Genomic DNA, 17,398 nt, shown 5'->3' with positions numbered 1-17,398 from the left:
GCCGTCCGGCGCGGTCAGGGTATGCCGATCATCTTGTGGGTCTGCACGGAGAGGCGCCAGCGCGCGTCCCCCCGGCAATAGGCCACCGCGTCCCGCGTATTCCCCGCGGCCTGCGGCCCGTCCATAGGCTGCAGCCAGCGATGGCGGAAGTCGAGGCCGACGAGGGCGGCCGGGTCGAGGCCGGCCTGGGGATAGACGAGCTTCAGCTCGTGGCCGCTCGTCTGCACGAGAGGATTGCCCGCCTTGGGGCTCACGCAGATCCAGTCGAGGCCGGCCGGTGCGGCCAGCGTGCCGTTCGTCTCGACGGCGATCTCGAAGCCGCGGGCATGGACCGCCGCGATCAGCGCCTCGTCGAGCTGGAGCAGCGGCTCGCCGCCGGTGAAGACCACGAAGCGCCCGTGCTCGCCCCCTTCCCAGGTGATCGCGATCAACGTCGCGAGCGTCGAGGGGTGATCGTATCGACCCCCGTTCGGACCATCCATCCCGACGAAATCCGTGTCGCAGAACGTGCAGGCGGCCCCCGCGCGATCCGCCTCGCGGCCCGACCACAAGTTGCATCCTGCGAAGCGGCAGAACACGGCGGCCCGGCCCGCCTGCGCGCCCTCGCCCTGCAGGGTGTGGAACACTTCCTTGACCGCGTACGCCATGGTCTCGTGAGGGGCCGCCCGGCGCCGTCGCCGGTGAGAAAACATCAATCGCGCCCCGCACATAGGCCGATGGCGGCCGGGACGCCAGCGGGCAGCCATGCGCGCGGCTCGCGCCAAACCTGTGGAGGGCGGCGCCCGCCATCCTCTCGCCACGGATCGCGCGTTGAAGTCGGTGCCAGGACGTCGCACGCTCAGGGTGCGTGTGGAGCGGCTGCGCCCTCTCAGCGTTGCTCCCGACTCGCCGAAGCTTGGCCGCGTCCTAGCTACCGTGCCGACCCGGCGCCGGGCCTGTGCCCGCCCGGCCCCTCTCGAGACAGGCCTGATGCCGAACCGAATGCTGAGCCGTTTCGCCCGAGGATTGTTCGTCGCGGTGGGACTCGTCGGGGCGGGCGCCGCCCACGCCGTCACGGCTCCGATGCTCGTGGTCGACGCCGATTCGGGCAAGGTGCTCTACGCGCAGGGCGCGACCGACCCCTGGTATCCGGCCTCGATCACGAAGCTGATGACCACCTACGTCGCCCTCGATCTGGTGCGCCAGGGCAAGGTCACGCTCGACACCCTGCTCACGATCTCGCCCGCCGCGGCCGCGGAGCCTCCGTCCAAGATGGGGTTCAAGCCCGGCACCCAGATCACCCTCGACAACGCCCTGAAGATCATCATGGTCAAGTCGGCCAACGACGTGGCCTGGGCGATCGGCGAGAATCTCGGCGGCTCGGTCGAGGGCTTCGCCGACATGATGAACGAGACGGCGCGCCGCATCGGCATGCGCGAGAGCCGCTGGTCCAATCCGAACGGGCTTCCCGATCCGCGCCAGTGGACCTCGGCCCGCGACATGGCGATCCTCGGGCGCGCATTGATGCGCGACTTCCCCGATTCACGTCCCCTGTTCTCGATCAGCGCCATCCAGTTCGGGCGTGCCGTGATGGCCAATCACAACGGCCTGCTCGGCCGCTACGCCGGCGCCGACGGCATGAAGACGGGCTTCATCTGCTCGGGCGGCTTCAACGTGGTCGCGAGCGCGACCCGCAACGGCCGCCGCATCATCACCGTCGTGATGGGCCAGCCCTCGGCCCGGGAGCGGGACCTCAAGGCCGCCGACCTGTTCGATTACGGGTTCGGCCAGTCGCCCGGCTGGACGGCCCAGAGCGTCGATGCCCTGCCGAGCTCGTCCCTGTCGGAGCCGCCCGACATGCGCCCCTACATCTGCGACAAGCGCAAGCCGATGCCGGTTGACGAAGGCCAGAGCGCCATCACCGCGAGCGCCGCCGCGGCCGGCGCCAGCGCCGACAACGCCAACGCGCAACTCATGGGTGCCGCCGCGCCGGCCTCCTCCGCGCTCGCCTTCGCCACCATGAACAGCGCGGCGCTCCGGGCGCGCTCCCTCCCGCCGCGCGCGCCGCTGCAGCCCGTGCTCGTCTGGGTCGGCCGCGATCCGGCGGAGAGCCAGATCATGCTCAACGAGCAGGAGGAGGCCGAGAAGGCGCAGAAGCTCGCCGCCCGGACGGCGAAGCTCGAAGCCGCTAAGGCCAAGCGGGAGGCGGCCCTCGCCGCGAAGGCCGCCCGCGCAGAGGCGAAGAAGGCGGACGCGAAGCCCGAGGTCAAGCAGGCGGCGCGCAAGCCCGAAGCCCCGAAGGCGGCGGCGCGGGCCGGCGGCGTTCCGAAGGCGGCGACGGCCTACACCTCCGTCGAGACGAAGCCCGCGATTCCGCAGGCGAAGGGCGGCAGCAAGCCTCACGCGGCCAAGCCCGGTGCGGCCAAGCCCGGCGCGACGAAGACCGCTCAGACCGCTCACAAGCCCGCCGCGAAGCCGGCGAAGGCGAAGCCCAAGGAGTGATCTCGACCGGGGCCTGATCGCGCCCCATCCAGCGCGTCCGAACAGGGCGAATCCTGGGCCTCGCAGCATCCCGCTTGCGGGCACCCGCTTCGGCCGGTAGGCCGATGCGATGACCGACGATCCGAGGCGCCCGGCACCGATCCCGCTCACCGTCCTCACCGGCTTCCTGGGCGCCGGCAAGACCACGCTCCTCAACCGTCTGTTGCGCGACCCGGACTTCGCCGACACCCTCGTCATCGTCAACGAGTTCGGCGAGATCGGACTCGACCATCTGCTGATCGAGACGATCGACGACGACATGGTCTTGCTCGGCGCCGGCTGCCTCTGCTGCACCGTGCGGGGCGACCTGATCGCAGCCCTCGAGGACCTGCTGCGACGCCGCGACAACGGGCGGATCCGCGCCTTTCGCCGCGTCGTCATCGAGACGACGGGCCTGGCCGATCCGGGGCCGATCCTCCACGCGCTGATCTACCATCCGTACTTGGCCCTGAGGTATCGGCTGCAGGGCGTCGTCGCTGTGGTCGATGCCGTGAACGGCGCCGCCACGCTCGACACGCATCCGGAGGCGATCCGTCAGGTCGCCGTCGCCGACTGGATCATCCTGGCGAAGTCCGACCTCGATGCCGAGGGTGCAGACCGCTTGCGTGTCCGCCTGACGGCCCTAAACCCCGTCGCTGCGATCGCGGGGCCGGATGTTCCGGCCGCGGATCTCCTCGATGGCCCGTTCGGCGTGGACGAGCGGATCTCGGGTCTCCGCGCCTGGCTCGGCGAGGCGGTGCCGGACGCCTACGCTCCGCGGGACGGGGATGTGAACCGGCACGACGCGTCGATCCGTGCCTTCTCCCTGACGAGCGACGTGCCGGTGTCCCGGGCGGCGCTCGAGATGTTCCTCGATCTGCTGCGCTCAAGCCAGGGCGCGAACCTCCTGCGCCTGAAGGGGCTCGTCGCGCTTGCCGAGGATCCTGAGCGTCCGCTCGTCCTGCACGGCGTCCAGCACGTCCTGCATGCGCCGGTCAGCTTGGCTTCCTGGCCGGACGAGGACCGGACGTCCCGCCTCGTCCTCATCGTCCGCGATCTCGAGCCGGCCTTCGTGGCCAAGCTCTGGGACGCCTTCCTCGGGCGGCCGCGCGTCGATGCGCCGGACGCGGCCGCGCTCACCGCGAACCCCCTCGCCATTCCCCACGGCTGATCCGGAATCGGGGCACCGGCCGCGGCACCATCCTTGTTCCCTGAGCTCCCGCGGCGGCGGTGGGGCGCCGCTTCGTCCCATAGCGGGACGGCGGGCGGGAACGGAACGTAACGATGGTGCAACGTTTCACGGTGATCGCGGGCGGCTTGGCGGGCTCCTCCCAGGACCTTCCGGCGGGTGAGCGGCGTTGGCGGGTCGATCTGCGCTCGGTCGGCACCGTCGGCGAGCCGGAGATCGCGGCTTGGCGCGCGCTCCTCGTCCGGACCGGCTCCGCGCAGACGCCCTTCGCGGACCCCGACTATCTGTTACCAGCGGCCCGACATCAGAGCGCCGGGAGAGCCGTCGTCCTCGGGTTCGTCTGGTGTCGACGCGACGAGGGAGCCGAAGCACTCAGAGGCGTGCTCCCACTCGTCCTCGGAGGCTCACTCTGGCGCCGCAGCCATGCCGGCTTGTGGTCGCCGCCGGGCCTGCCGCACGGTACCGGACTGAGCATCGAAGCAAGTTGCGCGCAGGAGGTGGCATCGGCCCTCCGTGACGCGCTTGCCCGCGCGGGATGGCGCCTCGCCATGGCGCTCCCGGACCTGAACGCGGGAATGGCGCCGGAATGCCGATTCACGCTGTTGCCTGCGAGCGAGGCCCGATCCGGCCGTCGCGCGGTGCCGACGTCCCACATGGTCGGTGTCCGACCCGCGGATTTCCTCTCCGAAGAGTTCGAGAGCGTCTCCGAGCCAGGCCGCGTCCGCGACGCCGTCGAAGACTTCCTCGCCCTCGACGCGCGGACGGCCCGCCGCCCGATCGTTGCCGATCCGTCGGAAGCGGCGATGGTGCGGGTCGTGACGCGCCTGTTCGCCCGGCGCCGAGCCGTGAGCATCGACCTCGCGAGCCGGTCCGGCCTGATCGTCGCGGGGAGCCTCCGCCTCGGAACGCGGCAAACCCTGTGGCGCAGCGCCGCTGCGGCGGCCCAGACCTGACCCTACTCGTCCTCGCCGAACCTGTCGGCGAGCAGCGCCTCGATCGCGTCGAGGCACGCCTCGGCGTCGATGCCGACCGCGGTGACGGCGATGGAGGTGCCCTGGGCCGCGCCCAGCGTCAGCAGACCCATGATCGAGCGCCCGCCCACGGTCTCGCCCGAGCGCGTGACCGTCACGGTCGAATCGAAGCGCTCGACCATCTGGACGAACTTCGCGGAGGCGCGGGCGTGCAGACCGCGCCGGTTGATGATCGGCAGGATACGAAGGAATCCGCCATCCGGAACCGGTGGCTGTTCTTCGTCGTCGGCGGCGAAGGTCTCGCTCATCGGCTCGGTGCGCTTCCTCTCGGGTCGACTTGGTCACCGGCCGACGCCGGCCCAATGGGCTTCAGCGCGACCGACGGATTCGTTGAACCCGTGCCTAATCAATCGAAAGGGCGAGTGGAAGGCTACTTTCCGGCCAAAACGCGGGAGGCCACGTTGATGTACTTGCGACCCGCTTCCTGCGCGTGAAGGACCGCGTCGCCGAGCGATTCCTCGTCCCGTACGCTCGCGAGCTTGATCAGCATGGGCAGGTTGATGCCGGCCACGACCTCGACGGCGCCGCCGTTCATGCAGGACAGGGCGAGGTTCGACGGTGTGCCGCCGAACATGTCGGTGAGAACCACGACCCCGTTTCCCGAGTTGACCCGACCGACGGCCGACATGATATCCCGCCGACGCAACTCCATATCGTCCTCGGGTCCGATCGTGATTGTCTCGATCTGCTTCTGCGGGCCGACCACGTGCTCCAGCGCGGCCTTGAACTCGGTCGCCAGCAACCCGTGGGTGACGAGCACCATTCCAATCATCGACGCGTTTTCCGACGCCTAGCCAGCGAAGCCGCCATTTTGTGCACCGCACGACGATGCGCAAGGCGGTCGCGACGTTTTGCTCGAAACGACATCACGATCATGCCACGGCGGAGACGAGGGCGCTACGGGGCCTCGGCAGGACCCGGCCCGAGAGCGCCGCACTGCGACCGCGAAGCCACGGCCAGCGCGCCCATCACGTGAGCCGGTGCCTGTCCGGTTTCCCGCACGGCGCGGTCGAGAACCAGGCGCGGCAGTGCGATGCCGAGAACGACCGCGGCTTCGGCCGGTTCCGGCAGCCGTTCCGCCCGTTCTACGCAATCAACCACGAGGCGGAGGATGGCAGCATCGAGCGCCGGAACGGTACGCAGCCCCAGGCCGCGGACCTCGATGAGGCCGACGATCGCCGGGTGCGGCCGCGCGACCAGCCGGCCGTGATGCCGCTCGATGCGGATGCGGTCGTCTCCGACGAGCTGAGCGTGAAGCCCTTCGCGCTCGGCACGATCGAGGAGGCCCAGCGCGAGGGACGACTTGCCGGCACCGGCCGCTCCGCGAATCAGAATGCCGCCCTCGCCGACGACCACGCAGGTCGCGTGAACGGTCGTCGCATCCGGCCCCTCGGCGGGGTCGGTCCGACTCAAGCCGCAGCCGCCTGCCGCGGCGCCAAGGGAAGGCGCACGATAAACCGAGCACCGCGCACGGTGGGCTGCCCCTCCTCGTCCGCCGGTCCGGGCCTGTTCTCGGCGCGGATCGTACCGCGATGCGCCTGCACGATCTGACGTGAGATCGAGAGTCCGAGACCCGAATTCTGCCCGAAGCCCTGTTCCGGACGATCGGTATAGAAGCGCTCGAAAATCCGCTCGATCGCGTGCTCGGGAATGCCGGGCCCCTCGTCCTCGCAGATCATTTCGACCTCGTTGCGTACGCGGCGCAAGGCGACACGCACCTTCGCCTCGGACGGCGAGAAGGAGCGGGCATTGTCGAGCAGGTTGTTCACCACCTGACCGAGGCGGCTGTCGTGGCCGATGATCGTGAAGGTGTTCTCTTGGTCGGATGCCGCATCGACGTCGAGCTGGATGAGGGCATCCTTCGGGCGGCGACGCTCGTTCGCCACCGAGACGACGGTGTTGAGGAGCTTGCGCAGATCGACCCGCTTCGCCTCGGCCCTAGCGAGTTCCGCGTCGAGGCGGGAGGCATCGGCGATGTCGCTGATCAGGCGGTCGAGGCGCTTCACGTCGTGCTGGATGATCTCCATCAGGCGCCCGCGGGACTCGTCGCTCTTGGCGAGCGGCAGCGTCTCGACGGCACTCCGAAGGGAGGTCAGCGGGTTCTTCAACTCGTGGCTGACGTCGGCCGCGAAGCTCTCGATCGCGTCGATGCGCCGGTAGAGCGCCTGGGTCATGTCGCGCAGGGCGCCGGAGAGATGGCCGATTTCGTCGGTGCGGTAGGTGAAGTCCGGGATCTCCTGTCGGGACTTGATCCCCATCCGCACCTTCTCGGCGGCGTCGGCGAGGCGGCGCACCGGCCCGGCGATGGCGCCCGCGAGCAGGATCGACAGCACCACCATCACCAGGGCCGCCACGAGAAACACCTGCAGGAGGCCGAACCGCTCGGATGCGATCACGCGGTCGATCGCGTCTCCCTGCGTCGAGAGCATCAGGGCGCCCCGGACCGCGCCGCCCCGCTGGATCGGAACGGCGACCGACACGATGGTCTCGCCGAGTTCGTTGCGGCGGACGATGTTTCCCCGCCCCCCGCCGAGCGCCGCCTGGACCTCGCGCAGAGAGCGGCCGTTCTGAGGGCCGACCTCCTCCTGCACTTTGGAACGGTCTCCGACGAGGCCGAAGATCGTGCCCTGGACGTAGTCGAAGACCTGCTCGACGAGGCTGCGCTTGTGCGGGCGGATCGGCGCGGGCTCCGGACGATTGATATCGCCGCGGGCGTAGAGGGAGCGGGTGTCGAAGAGCAACCCGCCCTCCTCGTCGTAGACCCGGGCGCGATTGCCGGTGGGCGTCACGAGGCGGCGGAGCAGGGGCGCGACGCGCTCCGGGTTCAGCGAGAAGGCGAGGGGAGAGGGACGGTCGTCGGATGCCCCGCTCTCGCCGGCCTGCTGCTGCAGCAGCTTGTCCGGATCGATCCGGATCGTGTCCGTGTCGACCGAGGCCGAGGCGGCGATGGCCCCCGCGATGATCTCGCTCTGGATCAGCAGGCTCTGGACGCGCGCCTGAATCAGGCCCTGCCGGAACTGGTTGAGGTAGAGGAAGCCGAGCAGGAGGACGATGAGCCCAACGAGGTTGAGCACCACGATGCGCCGCGTCAGGCTCGACGAGGCGCGCTGGCCGACGGCGTGCCACAAGGCGCTCGGCCACGTCAGGGGGCCGCGGCGACCGCCTTCATCATCCTGGCCTGGCACGGATTTCCCGAAAAGGGGTGAGAGCATCGCGAGCGGGGGAGCGGAGACTGCGAATCAGGCGATCTCAGCTTTCCTTGAAGCGATAGCCGACGCCGTACAAGGTCTCGATCATATCGAAGTTGGTATCGACGACCTTGAACTTCTTGCGCAACCGCTTGATGTGGCTGTCGATCGTGCGGTCGTCCACGTAGACCTGATCGTCGTAGGCCGCATCCATCAGGGCGTTGCGGCTCTTCACGACGCCGGGCCGCTGCGCGAGCGCCTGCAGGATCAGGAACTCGGTCACGGTCAGCGTCACCGGCTCGCCCTTCCAGGTGCAGGTGTGGCGCTCCGGATCCATCATGAGGAGGCCCCGCTCCAGGGAGCGGGCGGCGGCATCCGCCTCGCGGGCGGGGGCGCCAGGGCCGTCCTTGGGCGCGAATCGCCGAAGCACCGCCTTCACCCGCTCGACCAGCAGACGCTGGGAGAACGGTTTGTGGATGAAATCGTCGGCACCCATCTTCAGGCCGAACAACTCGTCGATCTCCTCGTCCTTCGAGGTGAGAAAGATCACGGGAAGGTCGGATTTCTGCCGCAGGCGTCGGAGAAGCTCCATCCCGTCCATGCGCGGCATCTTGATGTCGAAGATCGCGAGGTCGGGCGGGGAGTGGCGCAGACCGTCGAGCGCAGAAGCGCCGTCGGTATAGGTCTGGATGCGATACCCTTCTGTCTCCAGAGCGATCGACACGGAGGTCAGGATGTTTCGGTCGTCGTCGACGAGGGCGATGGTCGGCATGCGCGTTCCCTACTGATCGGAGGCGGCGCGGGATTGTGCCCACCCGCTTGCCGGCTCCGGCCCCCGACGGGGCAGGCAAAGACACGAACGCAACCACGCGCAGGGCGCGGGGTCCGTTTCGCGCGGAAAGGATGGAGCTTTAACGGCATCGCTGGAAAAAAGCGAGCGTCGTGCGTAGCTTGGCCGTATCCGGTTAACAGGTCGCGGGGTCCGGGGGCTCGTGCCCGTCGCGTCCCGCGCTATGATCCGGGTGGTTGATGCGCAGGGCGGAGTCGGGTCCGATGAGTGAGGAAAGCGGCGCGGGACGATCGGAGCGGCGCGGGCCGGCGCAACCGCTTCCGGCTGCGGAGGCGCCCTTCGACGCGATCGGCCTGGCCCGTACTCTCCTGCGCAATGTCCGTTCAGGGGCGCTCGCCACGATCGACGCCGTCGACGGCACGCCCTTCGCCTCCCTCGTGACCATCGCGACCGACGTCGACGGCACGCCGCTGATGCTGCTGTCGCGGCTCTCCGCGCATACCCGCAACCTGATCGCCGATCCCCGTTGCTCGCTCCTCTTCTCCCAGGGAGGAAAGGGCGATCCGCTCGCCCACCCGCGCCTCACCGTGACGGGCCGCGCCGCGCAGACGGGAGAGACCCGCGCGCGCGAGCGCTTCCTCGCCCGCCACCCGAAGGCCAAGCTCTATGCCGACTTCCCCGATTTCGGCTTCTTCGCCCTCGCGCCCCAGGCCGGGCACCTCAACGGAGGCTTCGCCAAGGCGGCGACCCTCACCGCCGCCGAACTTCTCCTCGACCTGTCCGGCGCCGAAGCGGTGGCCGCGGGCGAGCGCGGCGCGGTGGAGCATATGAATGCGGACCACGCCGACGCCCTGGCACTCTACGCCGCCGCGGTCGGCGAGGGCGAGGGAACCTGGCGGCTGAGCGGCCTCGACCCGGAGGGGATGGACCTGATGGCGGGGGAGCGCACCGCGCGGATCACCTATCCGGAGCCGGTGCGCGACATGGCGAGCCTGCGCAAATCCCTCGTCGCGATGGCCGCCGCGGCGCGCGAGAAGGCCGGCTGAGCCACCTGTGGAGCGGAAGCGCAGCCCGTCCCCGCGCTTGGCGCGCCGGGGCCGCACTGCTATCTGCGGCTCACACGTGCTTCCGAACATGAGACGGCGCCCCGTCGGTCTCCCGACCGCGGGGGTGCCGCAGATGGTTTCTTGATGACCGCGTCCCCGATAGCCAACATCCGCAACTTCTCGATCGTGGCGCATATCGACCACGGCAAGTCGACGCTCGCCGACCGCCTCATCGAGACGACGGGCACCGTGAGCCAGCGCGAGATGGGCGAGCAGATGCTCGACTCGATGGACATCGAGCGCGAGCGCGGCATTACCATCAAGGCGCAGACCGTGCGGCTCGAGTACCGCGCCCAGGACGGGAAGGACTACGTCCTCAACCTGATGGACACGCCCGGCCACGTCGACTTCGCCTACGAGGTCTCTCGCTCTCTCGCGGCCTGCGAGGGCTCGCTCCTCGTGGTGGATGCCTCGCAGGGCGTCGAGGCTCAAACCCTCGCCAACGTCTACCAGGCGCTCGATGCCAACCACGAGATCGTCCCGGTCCTCAACAAGATCGACCTGCCGGCGGCCGAGCCGGACCGCGTGAAGCAGCAGATCGAGGAGGTGATCGGCCTCGATGCGTCCGACGCAGTGCCGATCTCGGCCAAGACCGGCATCAACATTGAGGCGGTTCTCGAGGCGATCGTCACCCGCCTGCCGCCGCCGAAGGGCGACCGGGGCGCGCCGCTCAAGGCGCTCCTCGTCGATTCCTGGTACGACGTCTATCTCGGCGGGGTGGTGCTGGTGCGCATCGTCGACGGCGTGCTCAAGAAGGGCATGACGATCCGCATGATGGGCGCCGATGCCGTGTACGGCGTCGATCGCATCGGCGTGTTCCGGCCCAAGATGGCCGATATCGGCGAGCTCGGCCCCGGCGAAGTCGGCTTCCTCACGGCCTCGATCAAGGAGGTGGCCGACACTCGGGTCGGCGACACCATCACGGAGGACAAGCGTCAGACGACCGAGATGCTGGCCGGCTTCAAGGAAGTGCAGGCGGTCGTCTTCTGCGGCCTCTTCCCGGTGGATGCCGCCGAGTTCGAGAACCTGCGCTCGGCGATGGGTAAACTCCGGCTCAATGACGCGAGCTTCTCCTACGAGATGGAGACGAGCGCGGCCCTCGGCTTCGGCTTCCGCTGCGGCTTCCTAGGTCTCCTGCATCTCGAGATCATCCAGGAGCGGTTGGAGCGAGAATTCAACCTCGACCTGATCTCGACGGCGCCGAGCGTGGTCTACCACCTGCACATGAGCGACGGCACGCTGAAGGAGCTGCACAACCCGGCCGACATGCCCGACATCATGAAGATCGAGTCGATCGAGGAGCCCTGGATCCGCGCAACGATCCTGACCCCCGATGAATATCTCGGCGGCGTCCTCAAGCTCTGCCAGGACCGGCGCGGCATCCAGGTCGACCTCAATTACGTCGGCAAGCGGGCGATGGTCGTCTACGATCTGCCGCTGAACGAGGTGGTCTTCGACTTCTACGACCGGCTGAAATCGATCTCGAAGGGCTACGCGTCCTTCGACTACCACGTCTCGGATTACCGGGAGGGCGACCTCGTGAAGATGTCGATCCTCGTCAACGCCGAGCCCGTGGACGCGCTCTCGATGCTGGTCCACCGCGCCCGTGCCGAGTCCCGGGGACGTGCCATGTGCGAGAAGCTGAAGGATCTGATCCCCCGGCATCTCTTCCAGATCCCGGTCCAGGCGGCGATCGGCGGCAAGATCATCGCCCGCGAGACGATCCGGGCTCTCTCGAAGGACGTGACGGCCAAGTGCTACGGCGGCGACATCTCCCGTAAGCGCAAGCTCCTCGACAAGCAGAAGGAGGGCAAGAAGCGCATGCGCCAGTTCGGCCGGGTGGAGATCCCGCAGGAAGCCTTCATCGCCGCCCTGAAGATGGACACGTGAGGGCCAAGGGTAAGGCCTCGCGGAGCCTGTGGCATCGACGGCACAGGAGCCACGCTTCTCACACCGAATGGTTGCGCTCCTTCGAGCGGCTCCAACCCTGCCGGGTTGCCGCGGCGGAGTCCGAATGGCTAAGCTCACCCTCCAGGTGAGCCGGCGGTTCCGTGCCCCTGCAGCACAGAGGGGTAGCTCGTGACTCCACGCTCTCTCGTTGCCTGCACCGCATTCCTGTTGATCGCGACCGGCGCTTCGGCGCAGGGAACGCAGGATCAGCAATCGGCCTGCACACCGGACGTCCTGCGTCTGTGCAGCGCCTACAGTCCCGATGCGGGCCGCATCACCGCCTGCCTGCGCAGCCAGCCGCAGAAGCTCAACACGGCCTGCCGGGCCGCCGTGGCCGGCACCCGCAGCACGCGCGACCGCAGCTGAGCGGAGCGGATTACCCGGTCAGTCGGCGGTGGCTCCCGAGAGGGGAGCGACGGCGACGAGGCTAGCCGTAGGTGGCGGGAAGCGTACGGTCGACCTATTCCCGCGACGCGATCATTCGGAATGGCCTGCAAAGGCCAGGATGCGGTCCTGCATCTGGTCGGATCGGAGCAGGTCGGCACGCATGCGCGCGTGCAGGCTCTCGGTTCGTCCCTGTGCACGGCGCAACAGGAAGGCGCCGAGCCTCTCGGCGCGGCTTGCGCCCGCGAGCGCCGTCGCGATGGCCAGGATCCTGCGGACGAGCCCGCGGGATAGCGTGGCCCCGTCGAGGAGCGGGTCATCGAGCGAGAGGATCGCCTGGAAGCAGCCCGGCTCGCCCTGGCGTCCGCTGCGTCCGGCGAGTTGATCGTCGATGCGGCGGGCATCCTGCCGTTCGACCATGATCACGTGCAGGCCGCCGGCCTCGGCAACCCCGGGCCCGAGCTTGATGTCGGTCCCACGCCCGGCCATGTTCGTCGCGACCGTAATTCGGCCGGGCTGGCCGGCTTCTGAGATGATGTCGGCCTCCGTCCCGTCCTGGGCGGCGCTCAGCACCGTGTGCGGCAGTCCCGCCGCCGTGAGATGCGCACTGGCCTTGGCCGAGGCGGCCACGGAACGGGTGCCGACGAGGACGGGGCAGCCGAGGGCGTGGAGCTCCGCGATCCGTGCCGTCACCTGCCGCCATTGGATCGCCGCCTCCGGCAGCACGGCGTCCGGCAGATGCCGCCGCTGTACCGGCCGATGCGTCGGAATGCGGGCGACGGGCAGGCGATAGACGGTCCAGAACTCGGACACCACGCCCGTCGTGGTGCCGGTCATACCCGAGAGCCTCCGGTAGCGCCGGAAGAAGCGCTGGTAGGTCATGCGCGCGATCGTGGTACGCCCCTGCGAGAGGTCGCAGCCCTCCTTGTGCTCGATCATCTGGTGAAGACCGTCGCTCCAAGACCGGTCCGGCATCACGCGGCCGGTATTGGCGTCGACGATGACGACCTTGCCGTCGCGCAGGATGTAATGCTCGTCGCGCAGGAACAGGTGATGCGCCGAGAGCGCCTGCCTGATCAGTTCCTCGCGGGTCACGCGGCCGCGCCAAGCCGCGCCGTCCCCGGCGACGAGATCGGCGACCCGCTCGCGCCCCGTGTCAGTCAGGATGACGCGGCGCTCACTCTGGTCGATGAGATAATCCCGCGGGCTCGCGAGCAGGGACGCGAGGGCCATCGCGCGGGACAGGATTTCCGGACCGAACTGCGTGCCCGCCTGCGCCGAGATGATCAGGGGCGTGCGCGCCTCGTCGATCAGCACGCTGTCGGCCTCGTCGACGATGGCGAAGTGGAGGCCGCGCAACCGCAATTTCCCGAGCCGCGCGCCCGGTGCGTGCAGGCTCTCGAGCTTCATCCGCACGTCGCTGGCGCGCTGACCAAGCGCGATGCGATCCCTCAGGTAATCGAAGGCGAGGTCCTTGTTGGTGCAGTAGGTGACGTCGCAGGCATAGGCCGCGGCGCGCTCGGGCAGTTCCTGCTTCTCCTTCACGATTCCGACGCTGAGTCCGAGGGACGCGTAGAGCGGGCGCATCAGCTCGGCGTCGCGTTCGGCGAGGTAATCGTTGACTGTGACGACGTGGACGGGAAGTCCTGCCAGCGCCGCGGCGCCAGCGGCCAGGGTCGCCGTCAGCGTCTTGCCCTCGCCGGTGGCCATCTGGGCGATCCGACCGTCGAGGAGCGCGGCCGCCCCCATCATCTGCACGCCGTAATGGCGCTGGCCGCTGACCCGGCCCGACATCTCCCGGATCAGCGCGAAAGCCCGGGCGATGTCGCCATCGCGAAAGCGCTCGCGGCCCCGCAGGCGCCCGGCGACGGCGCGGATCTCGGCATCCAGCGCCTCGCGTGGGAGTGCGGCAACGGCCTCGGCCTGCGCCAGCGCATCCCGCGCAATGCGCGCGTAGCGCCGGGTGGCGAGCCCCGAGAACCGGGCCCGCAGCAGGCCGACGACCCGTGCCGCGGCCTGATCCAGGGCGCTCGCCTTCGGGTTCACCCGCTCGGCATAGGCTCGTGCACTCGGGAGGCGCATCGGAGGCTGCTGAGGGAGGGGGAGTGCGTCAGACACGGAACTGGCTCAGGAAGACCTGCCGCAAGCCGCGCAACAAGCGCCACGCGATGGCCTCGCGGCCGTGGTCGAATCGGACGTAGACGCGCTCGCCGAGGACGTCGAGCGGGAGACCTCCGGCGAGCTGCACGTCGAAGATGAAGATGCTCTGGAGCGCCACCGGCTTCTGCGGGTTGCTCGCATCCACGGCGATCGTGCCGCCGCCCTGGGTCGTGAGTGCGAGGCTCGGGATGTCCTGCTGGGCCGCGGGCACCTCGCGGGCGATAGCGCCTCGGCGCACGGTCTCTGGGGCCTCCGCGAGGCGCGCCGCCACCGCGCGCGTGCGGCTGCGGATCAGGTCGACATCGGCCTGCGGCACCACCACCCGCACCACGGGATCGTCGGCGGCGAGCACGTAGCCGATGCGCTCCCCCCGGCGCAGATACCGGCCCGGCAGGTCGGTCGATCCAGGCACGATCAGGCGGCCGGTATGCTCGGCACGCACCGTGAGGTCGGCGCGCCGCTCGCGGAAGACGCGCAGGCTCTCCTGCGTGCTCGCGATCTGCTCCTGGAGGATCTGGGCTTGCACGCGGTCGCCGAGGCGGGCGGCGTCGTAGCGCAGGCGCAATTCCGAGAGTTGCGCCTCCAGGACGGCAACGCGGCTGTCGAGGCTCGGATCGTCCAACGTCGCTACCGCCGCGCCGGCCTCCGCCTCCTGGCCGGGCGTTACGAGGAGCTCGGTCAGGATCCCATCGGTCCGGGCGCGCAATTGCGTGTCGTCCGGCGCCCACACCACCCCCTGCGCCATGGTCGCGTAGGGGAGGGGCACCACGAAAAAGGCCGCAAGCATCGCAAGACAGGCGCCGCCCGTCACGAGGATCGCCCGCCGTCGCCGCCCGTTCAGTTTGGGATCGGCGAAGATGAACTTCAGGCCCTTCACGGCCGGCCCGACGACGATGCCGGTCACCGCCAGGATCGCGAGGAGGACACCGAAGATGAAGTACTGCGTCGCGACGAAGGTCGCGATCGCGAGCGAGACGGTGGTGCGGTAGAGGAAGGCCGCGACCGCGTAGAAGACCATCCAGGACCGCTCGCCCCGGGCCGTGACCGGGCTCTCGGTGCCCTCGATCTTCAGGACGTAGCGCTCGATCAGGTAGAAGACGTAGCGGTTCGCGCGGGAGCCGAGATTCGGGATCTCAAGCAGGTCCGCGAGAATGTAGTAGCCGTCGAAGCGCAGCAGCGGGTTGCCGTTGAAGACGAGGGTCGAGACGCTGCCGATCACCATCACGTTGAAGGCCGCGGCGCGCACGAGGCCGGGCTCCGCAAGCGTCCAGACGATGGCGGCGACCGCTGCCAGGAACAGCTCCACGAAGATCCCGGCCGAGGCCACCATCATCCGCTGCCACTTGCTGGCGAAGGCGGCCGAGGACGAGGCATCGACATAGGGGGCCGGGATCAGCACGAGGAGCATGATGCCGACCTCGTGCACCTCCCCGCCCCAGGCCTTGGCCGCGCAGGCATGCCCCGCCTCGTGCAGGGCCTTGATGACGGGATAGAGGCACATCATCAGCGCGACGTTCTGCGCCGAGAGCATCTGGTTGGCCACGTCGCCCGTCAGCTCGTTCCAGTTCAGGGCCGCGAGGACCGCGCCGCTGATCAGCACCGCGAGCCAGAAGCCGAAACCCCAGGCGGTGAAGAAGGGGCGGTAGAGGGGGCCGAGGCGGTCGAGCGCGGCGTCGGGATCGAACAGGGGGAAGCGGAGCGCGAGCGGATTGCGCACCCGCGCGATCAGGGTGCGCCGAGCGGTCGATTCCGAGCGCTCGGCGAGTTCCGCGAGATCGGGCGGCAGATCACCCTGAAGGAGGTCCGAGCCGTGCAGTTGCGAGATCAGCCGGATCACGTCGTCCTGGGTCGGCGGATCCTCCTCGTTGCGCCTGGCAACCAGTTCCCAGATCTCCTGCAGGGAACGCCGGCCGTCCATCATGCAGACGATCAAGTTCGCCACCGCCGAGAGGCGGTGGAAACGCCCCGTCTGGTGGTCCTGCAGGATATACCAGACCTCGCCGCGGAAGCGCTGACGATGGATCTCGGCATGGCGGCGCAGCCGCGGCTTCAATCCCGCGACCCGGTACCAGGAATGGCTGAAGAGGGACTGGGCCATCGTTTTGGTTCAGGGGATCCAGTGCCAGAGGGTGAGGCGGGCCCAGTCGACGAGGGGGCGGGCCCAGATCCAGACCAGCAGGCGCCGCTCCACATCGACCTTGGCAATCCCCTCCATGCCCGGCCGCAGCCGCGTCGAACCCTGCGTGATCCGACCCTCCACCCGGAACAGGTTGCGCCCGTTGCGCGCCTCCGCCACCGGCGTGATCGTCTGCACCGTCAGCGCCTGCGGCTCCTCCGGCAGCGAGGAGGCCAGCATCTGGCCCCGCTGCCCCGCCCGAAGATCCGCAATCAGCCGCTCGTCCACGCTCAGAACCACCCGGTAGGCGTCCAGGGGCGCGATCTCGAACAGAACCTGACCCCGGCCGATCGCCCCGCCAATCGCCTGCGACAGGTCCCCCGACACGATCAGCCCGTCGAACGGCGCCACGAACCGCGCCCGCGCCAGCTGCTCGTCCAGAAGCCGGATCTGCGCCTCCGCCTGCTCGATCTGGCTCTTGACCACGTTGATCGTCGCCGGCTGGCGCGTCGCCAGCGCCTTGTCGTACTCGTAGGTCCGCTGCTGCCGCTCCGTCACCCAGCGCAGACGCTCCAGCGCCAGGTCCCGGTCCTCCAGGCTCGCCAGGAGATCCCCCTGCCGCACCGTGTCGCCCGCCCGCACCTGCGCCGCCTTCAGGTAGCCGTCGTAGGACGCCACCACCGAGCGCCGCACCAAGCCCTCCACCCGCGCATCCGCCGTCACCCGGTACTCCGCCTCCACCAGCGACAGCGCCAGGGCCAGCACCCCCAGCCCCGCCAGCGCCAGCTTCAGCCCCGTCCGGTTCGGGCCCACGATCCGCCGCGCCAGCCCCGCCGCCGCGTCGCCCGCCTTGACCACCAGCCAGCGGTCGTTCTGCCGCTTCGCCTCGAGCACCGGCCCCACCGCCGCGCAGGTCGCCGCGATCAGCCCGATCGTCTCGGGCAGGAACGGCCGCTCGCCCGGGCGCTCCAGCGTCACCGCCCCC

The 17,398-nt window shown here is 69.4% G+C and carries 15 protein-coding genes; 6 read left to right on the top strand and 9 right to left on the bottom strand.

Annotated features, from left to right (window positions below):
- Window positions 1–14: 14 nt before the first annotated feature.
- A complete protein-coding gene (queE, locus tag E1J50_RS04960; RefSeq protein ID WP_132251017.1) occupies window positions 15–647 on the bottom strand; it encodes a 7-carboxy-7-deazaguanine synthase in 633 nt (210 codons plus the stop codon).
- Window positions 648–969: 322 nt separating this feature from the next.
- Here queE and E1J50_RS04955 point away from each other — a divergent pair, with 322 nt between their 5' ends.
- From E1J50_RS04955 to E1J50_RS04945, 3 genes are all read left to right on the top strand, one after another.
- Entirely contained in the window at window positions 970–2,481 is a 1,512-nt protein-coding gene (locus E1J50_RS04955; RefSeq protein ID WP_132251015.1) for a D-alanyl-D-alanine carboxypeptidase family protein, read from the top strand.
- Between the two features lie 109 nt (window positions 2,482–2,590).
- Window positions 2,591–3,670 (top strand): CobW family GTP-binding protein, encoded by a 1,080-nt coding sequence (locus E1J50_RS04950; RefSeq protein WP_132251013.1) that lies wholly within the window; start codon window positions 2,591–2,593, stop codon window positions 3,668–3,670.
- Between the two features lie 113 nt (window positions 3,671–3,783).
- Window positions 3,784–4,641, top strand: a complete 858-nt coding sequence (locus tag E1J50_RS04945) for a GNAT family N-acetyltransferase (protein ID WP_132251011.1) — start codon at window positions 3,784–3,786, stop codon at window positions 4,639–4,641.
- Between the two features lie 2 nt (window positions 4,642–4,643).
- On the opposite strand, the gene E1J50_RS04940 is transcribed toward E1J50_RS04945, so the two are convergent.
- The 5 genes from E1J50_RS04940 to E1J50_RS04920 all read right to left on the bottom strand — a co-directional run bounded on the left by E1J50_RS04940 (window position 4,644) and on the right by E1J50_RS04920 (window position 8,679).
- Window positions 4,644–4,967, bottom strand: coding sequence for an HPr family phosphocarrier protein (locus E1J50_RS04940; protein WP_132251009.1), 324 nt, complete (start codon window positions 4,965–4,967; stop codon window positions 4,644–4,646).
- A 122-nt stretch (window positions 4,968–5,089) separates the two neighbouring features.
- Window positions 5,090–5,491 carry a PTS sugar transporter subunit IIA gene (locus tag E1J50_RS04935; RefSeq protein WP_109887322.1) on the bottom strand — a complete coding sequence of 134 codons (402 nt, stop codon included), beginning with the start codon at window positions 5,489–5,491 and terminating at the stop codon, window positions 5,090–5,092.
- A gap of 125 nt (window positions 5,492–5,616) precedes the next feature.
- Entirely contained in the window at window positions 5,617–6,132 is a 516-nt protein-coding gene (locus tag E1J50_RS04930) for an HPr kinase/phosphorylase (RefSeq protein ID WP_132251007.1), read from the bottom strand.
- Entirely contained in the window at window positions 6,129–7,931 is a 1,803-nt protein-coding gene (locus E1J50_RS04925; protein ID WP_132251005.1) for a stimulus-sensing domain-containing protein, read from the bottom strand. Before E1J50_RS04925 ends, E1J50_RS04930 begins: the two co-directional genes overlap by 4 nt.
- A 37-nt stretch (window positions 7,932–7,968) precedes the next feature.
- Window positions 7,969–8,679: a response regulator transcription factor gene (locus E1J50_RS04920; RefSeq protein ID WP_109887320.1), complete on the bottom strand. Its 711-nt coding sequence runs from the start codon at window positions 8,677–8,679 to the stop codon at window positions 7,969–7,971.
- Window positions 8,680–8,960: 281 nt separating this feature from the next.
- Between E1J50_RS04920 and E1J50_RS04915 the strand changes: the two genes are divergently transcribed.
- From E1J50_RS04915 to E1J50_RS04905, 3 genes are all read left to right on the top strand, one after another.
- Complete coding sequence (locus tag E1J50_RS04915; protein ID WP_132251003.1) at window positions 8,961–9,743, top strand: HugZ family pyridoxamine 5'-phosphate oxidase; 783 nt, start codon at window positions 8,961–8,963, stop codon at window positions 9,741–9,743.
- Window positions 9,744–9,887: 144 nt separating this feature from the next.
- Window positions 9,888–11,693, top strand: a complete 1,806-nt coding sequence (gene lepA / locus E1J50_RS04910) for a translation elongation factor 4 (protein ID WP_132251001.1) — start codon at window positions 9,888–9,890, stop codon at window positions 11,691–11,693.
- 189 nt (window positions 11,694–11,882) lie between these two features.
- Entirely contained in the window at window positions 11,883–12,119 is a 237-nt protein-coding gene (locus E1J50_RS04905) for a hypothetical protein (RefSeq protein ID WP_165937779.1), read from the top strand.
- A 111-nt stretch (window positions 12,120–12,230) separates the two neighbouring features.
- Here E1J50_RS04905 and E1J50_RS04900 read toward each other — a convergent pair whose 3' ends face one another.
- From E1J50_RS04900 to E1J50_RS04890, 3 genes are all read right to left on the bottom strand, one after another.
- Window positions 12,231–14,219: a preprotein translocase subunit SecA gene (locus E1J50_RS04900; protein WP_132250999.1), complete on the bottom strand. Its 1,989-nt coding sequence runs from the start codon at window positions 14,217–14,219 to the stop codon at window positions 12,231–12,233.
- A gap of 28 nt (window positions 14,220–14,247) precedes the next feature.
- On the bottom strand, window positions 14,248–16,395 hold the full coding sequence (locus tag E1J50_RS04895) for a PqqD family peptide modification chaperone (protein ID WP_132250997.1): 2,148 nt from the start codon (window positions 16,393–16,395) through the stop codon (window positions 14,248–14,250).
- Window positions 16,396–16,404: 9 nt separating this feature from the next.
- Window positions 16,405–17,398: efflux RND transporter periplasmic adaptor subunit (locus E1J50_RS04890; RefSeq protein ID WP_132250995.1), on the bottom strand; the 994-nt coding region annotated here is incomplete at its 5' end.

The organism is Methylobacterium segetis, from assembly GCF_004348265.1.
GTDB classification, from domain to species: Bacteria; Pseudomonadota; Alphaproteobacteria; order Rhizobiales; family Beijerinckiaceae; genus Methylobacterium; species Methylobacterium segetis.
This window is presented reverse-complemented; position numbering and strand designations above follow the sequence as displayed.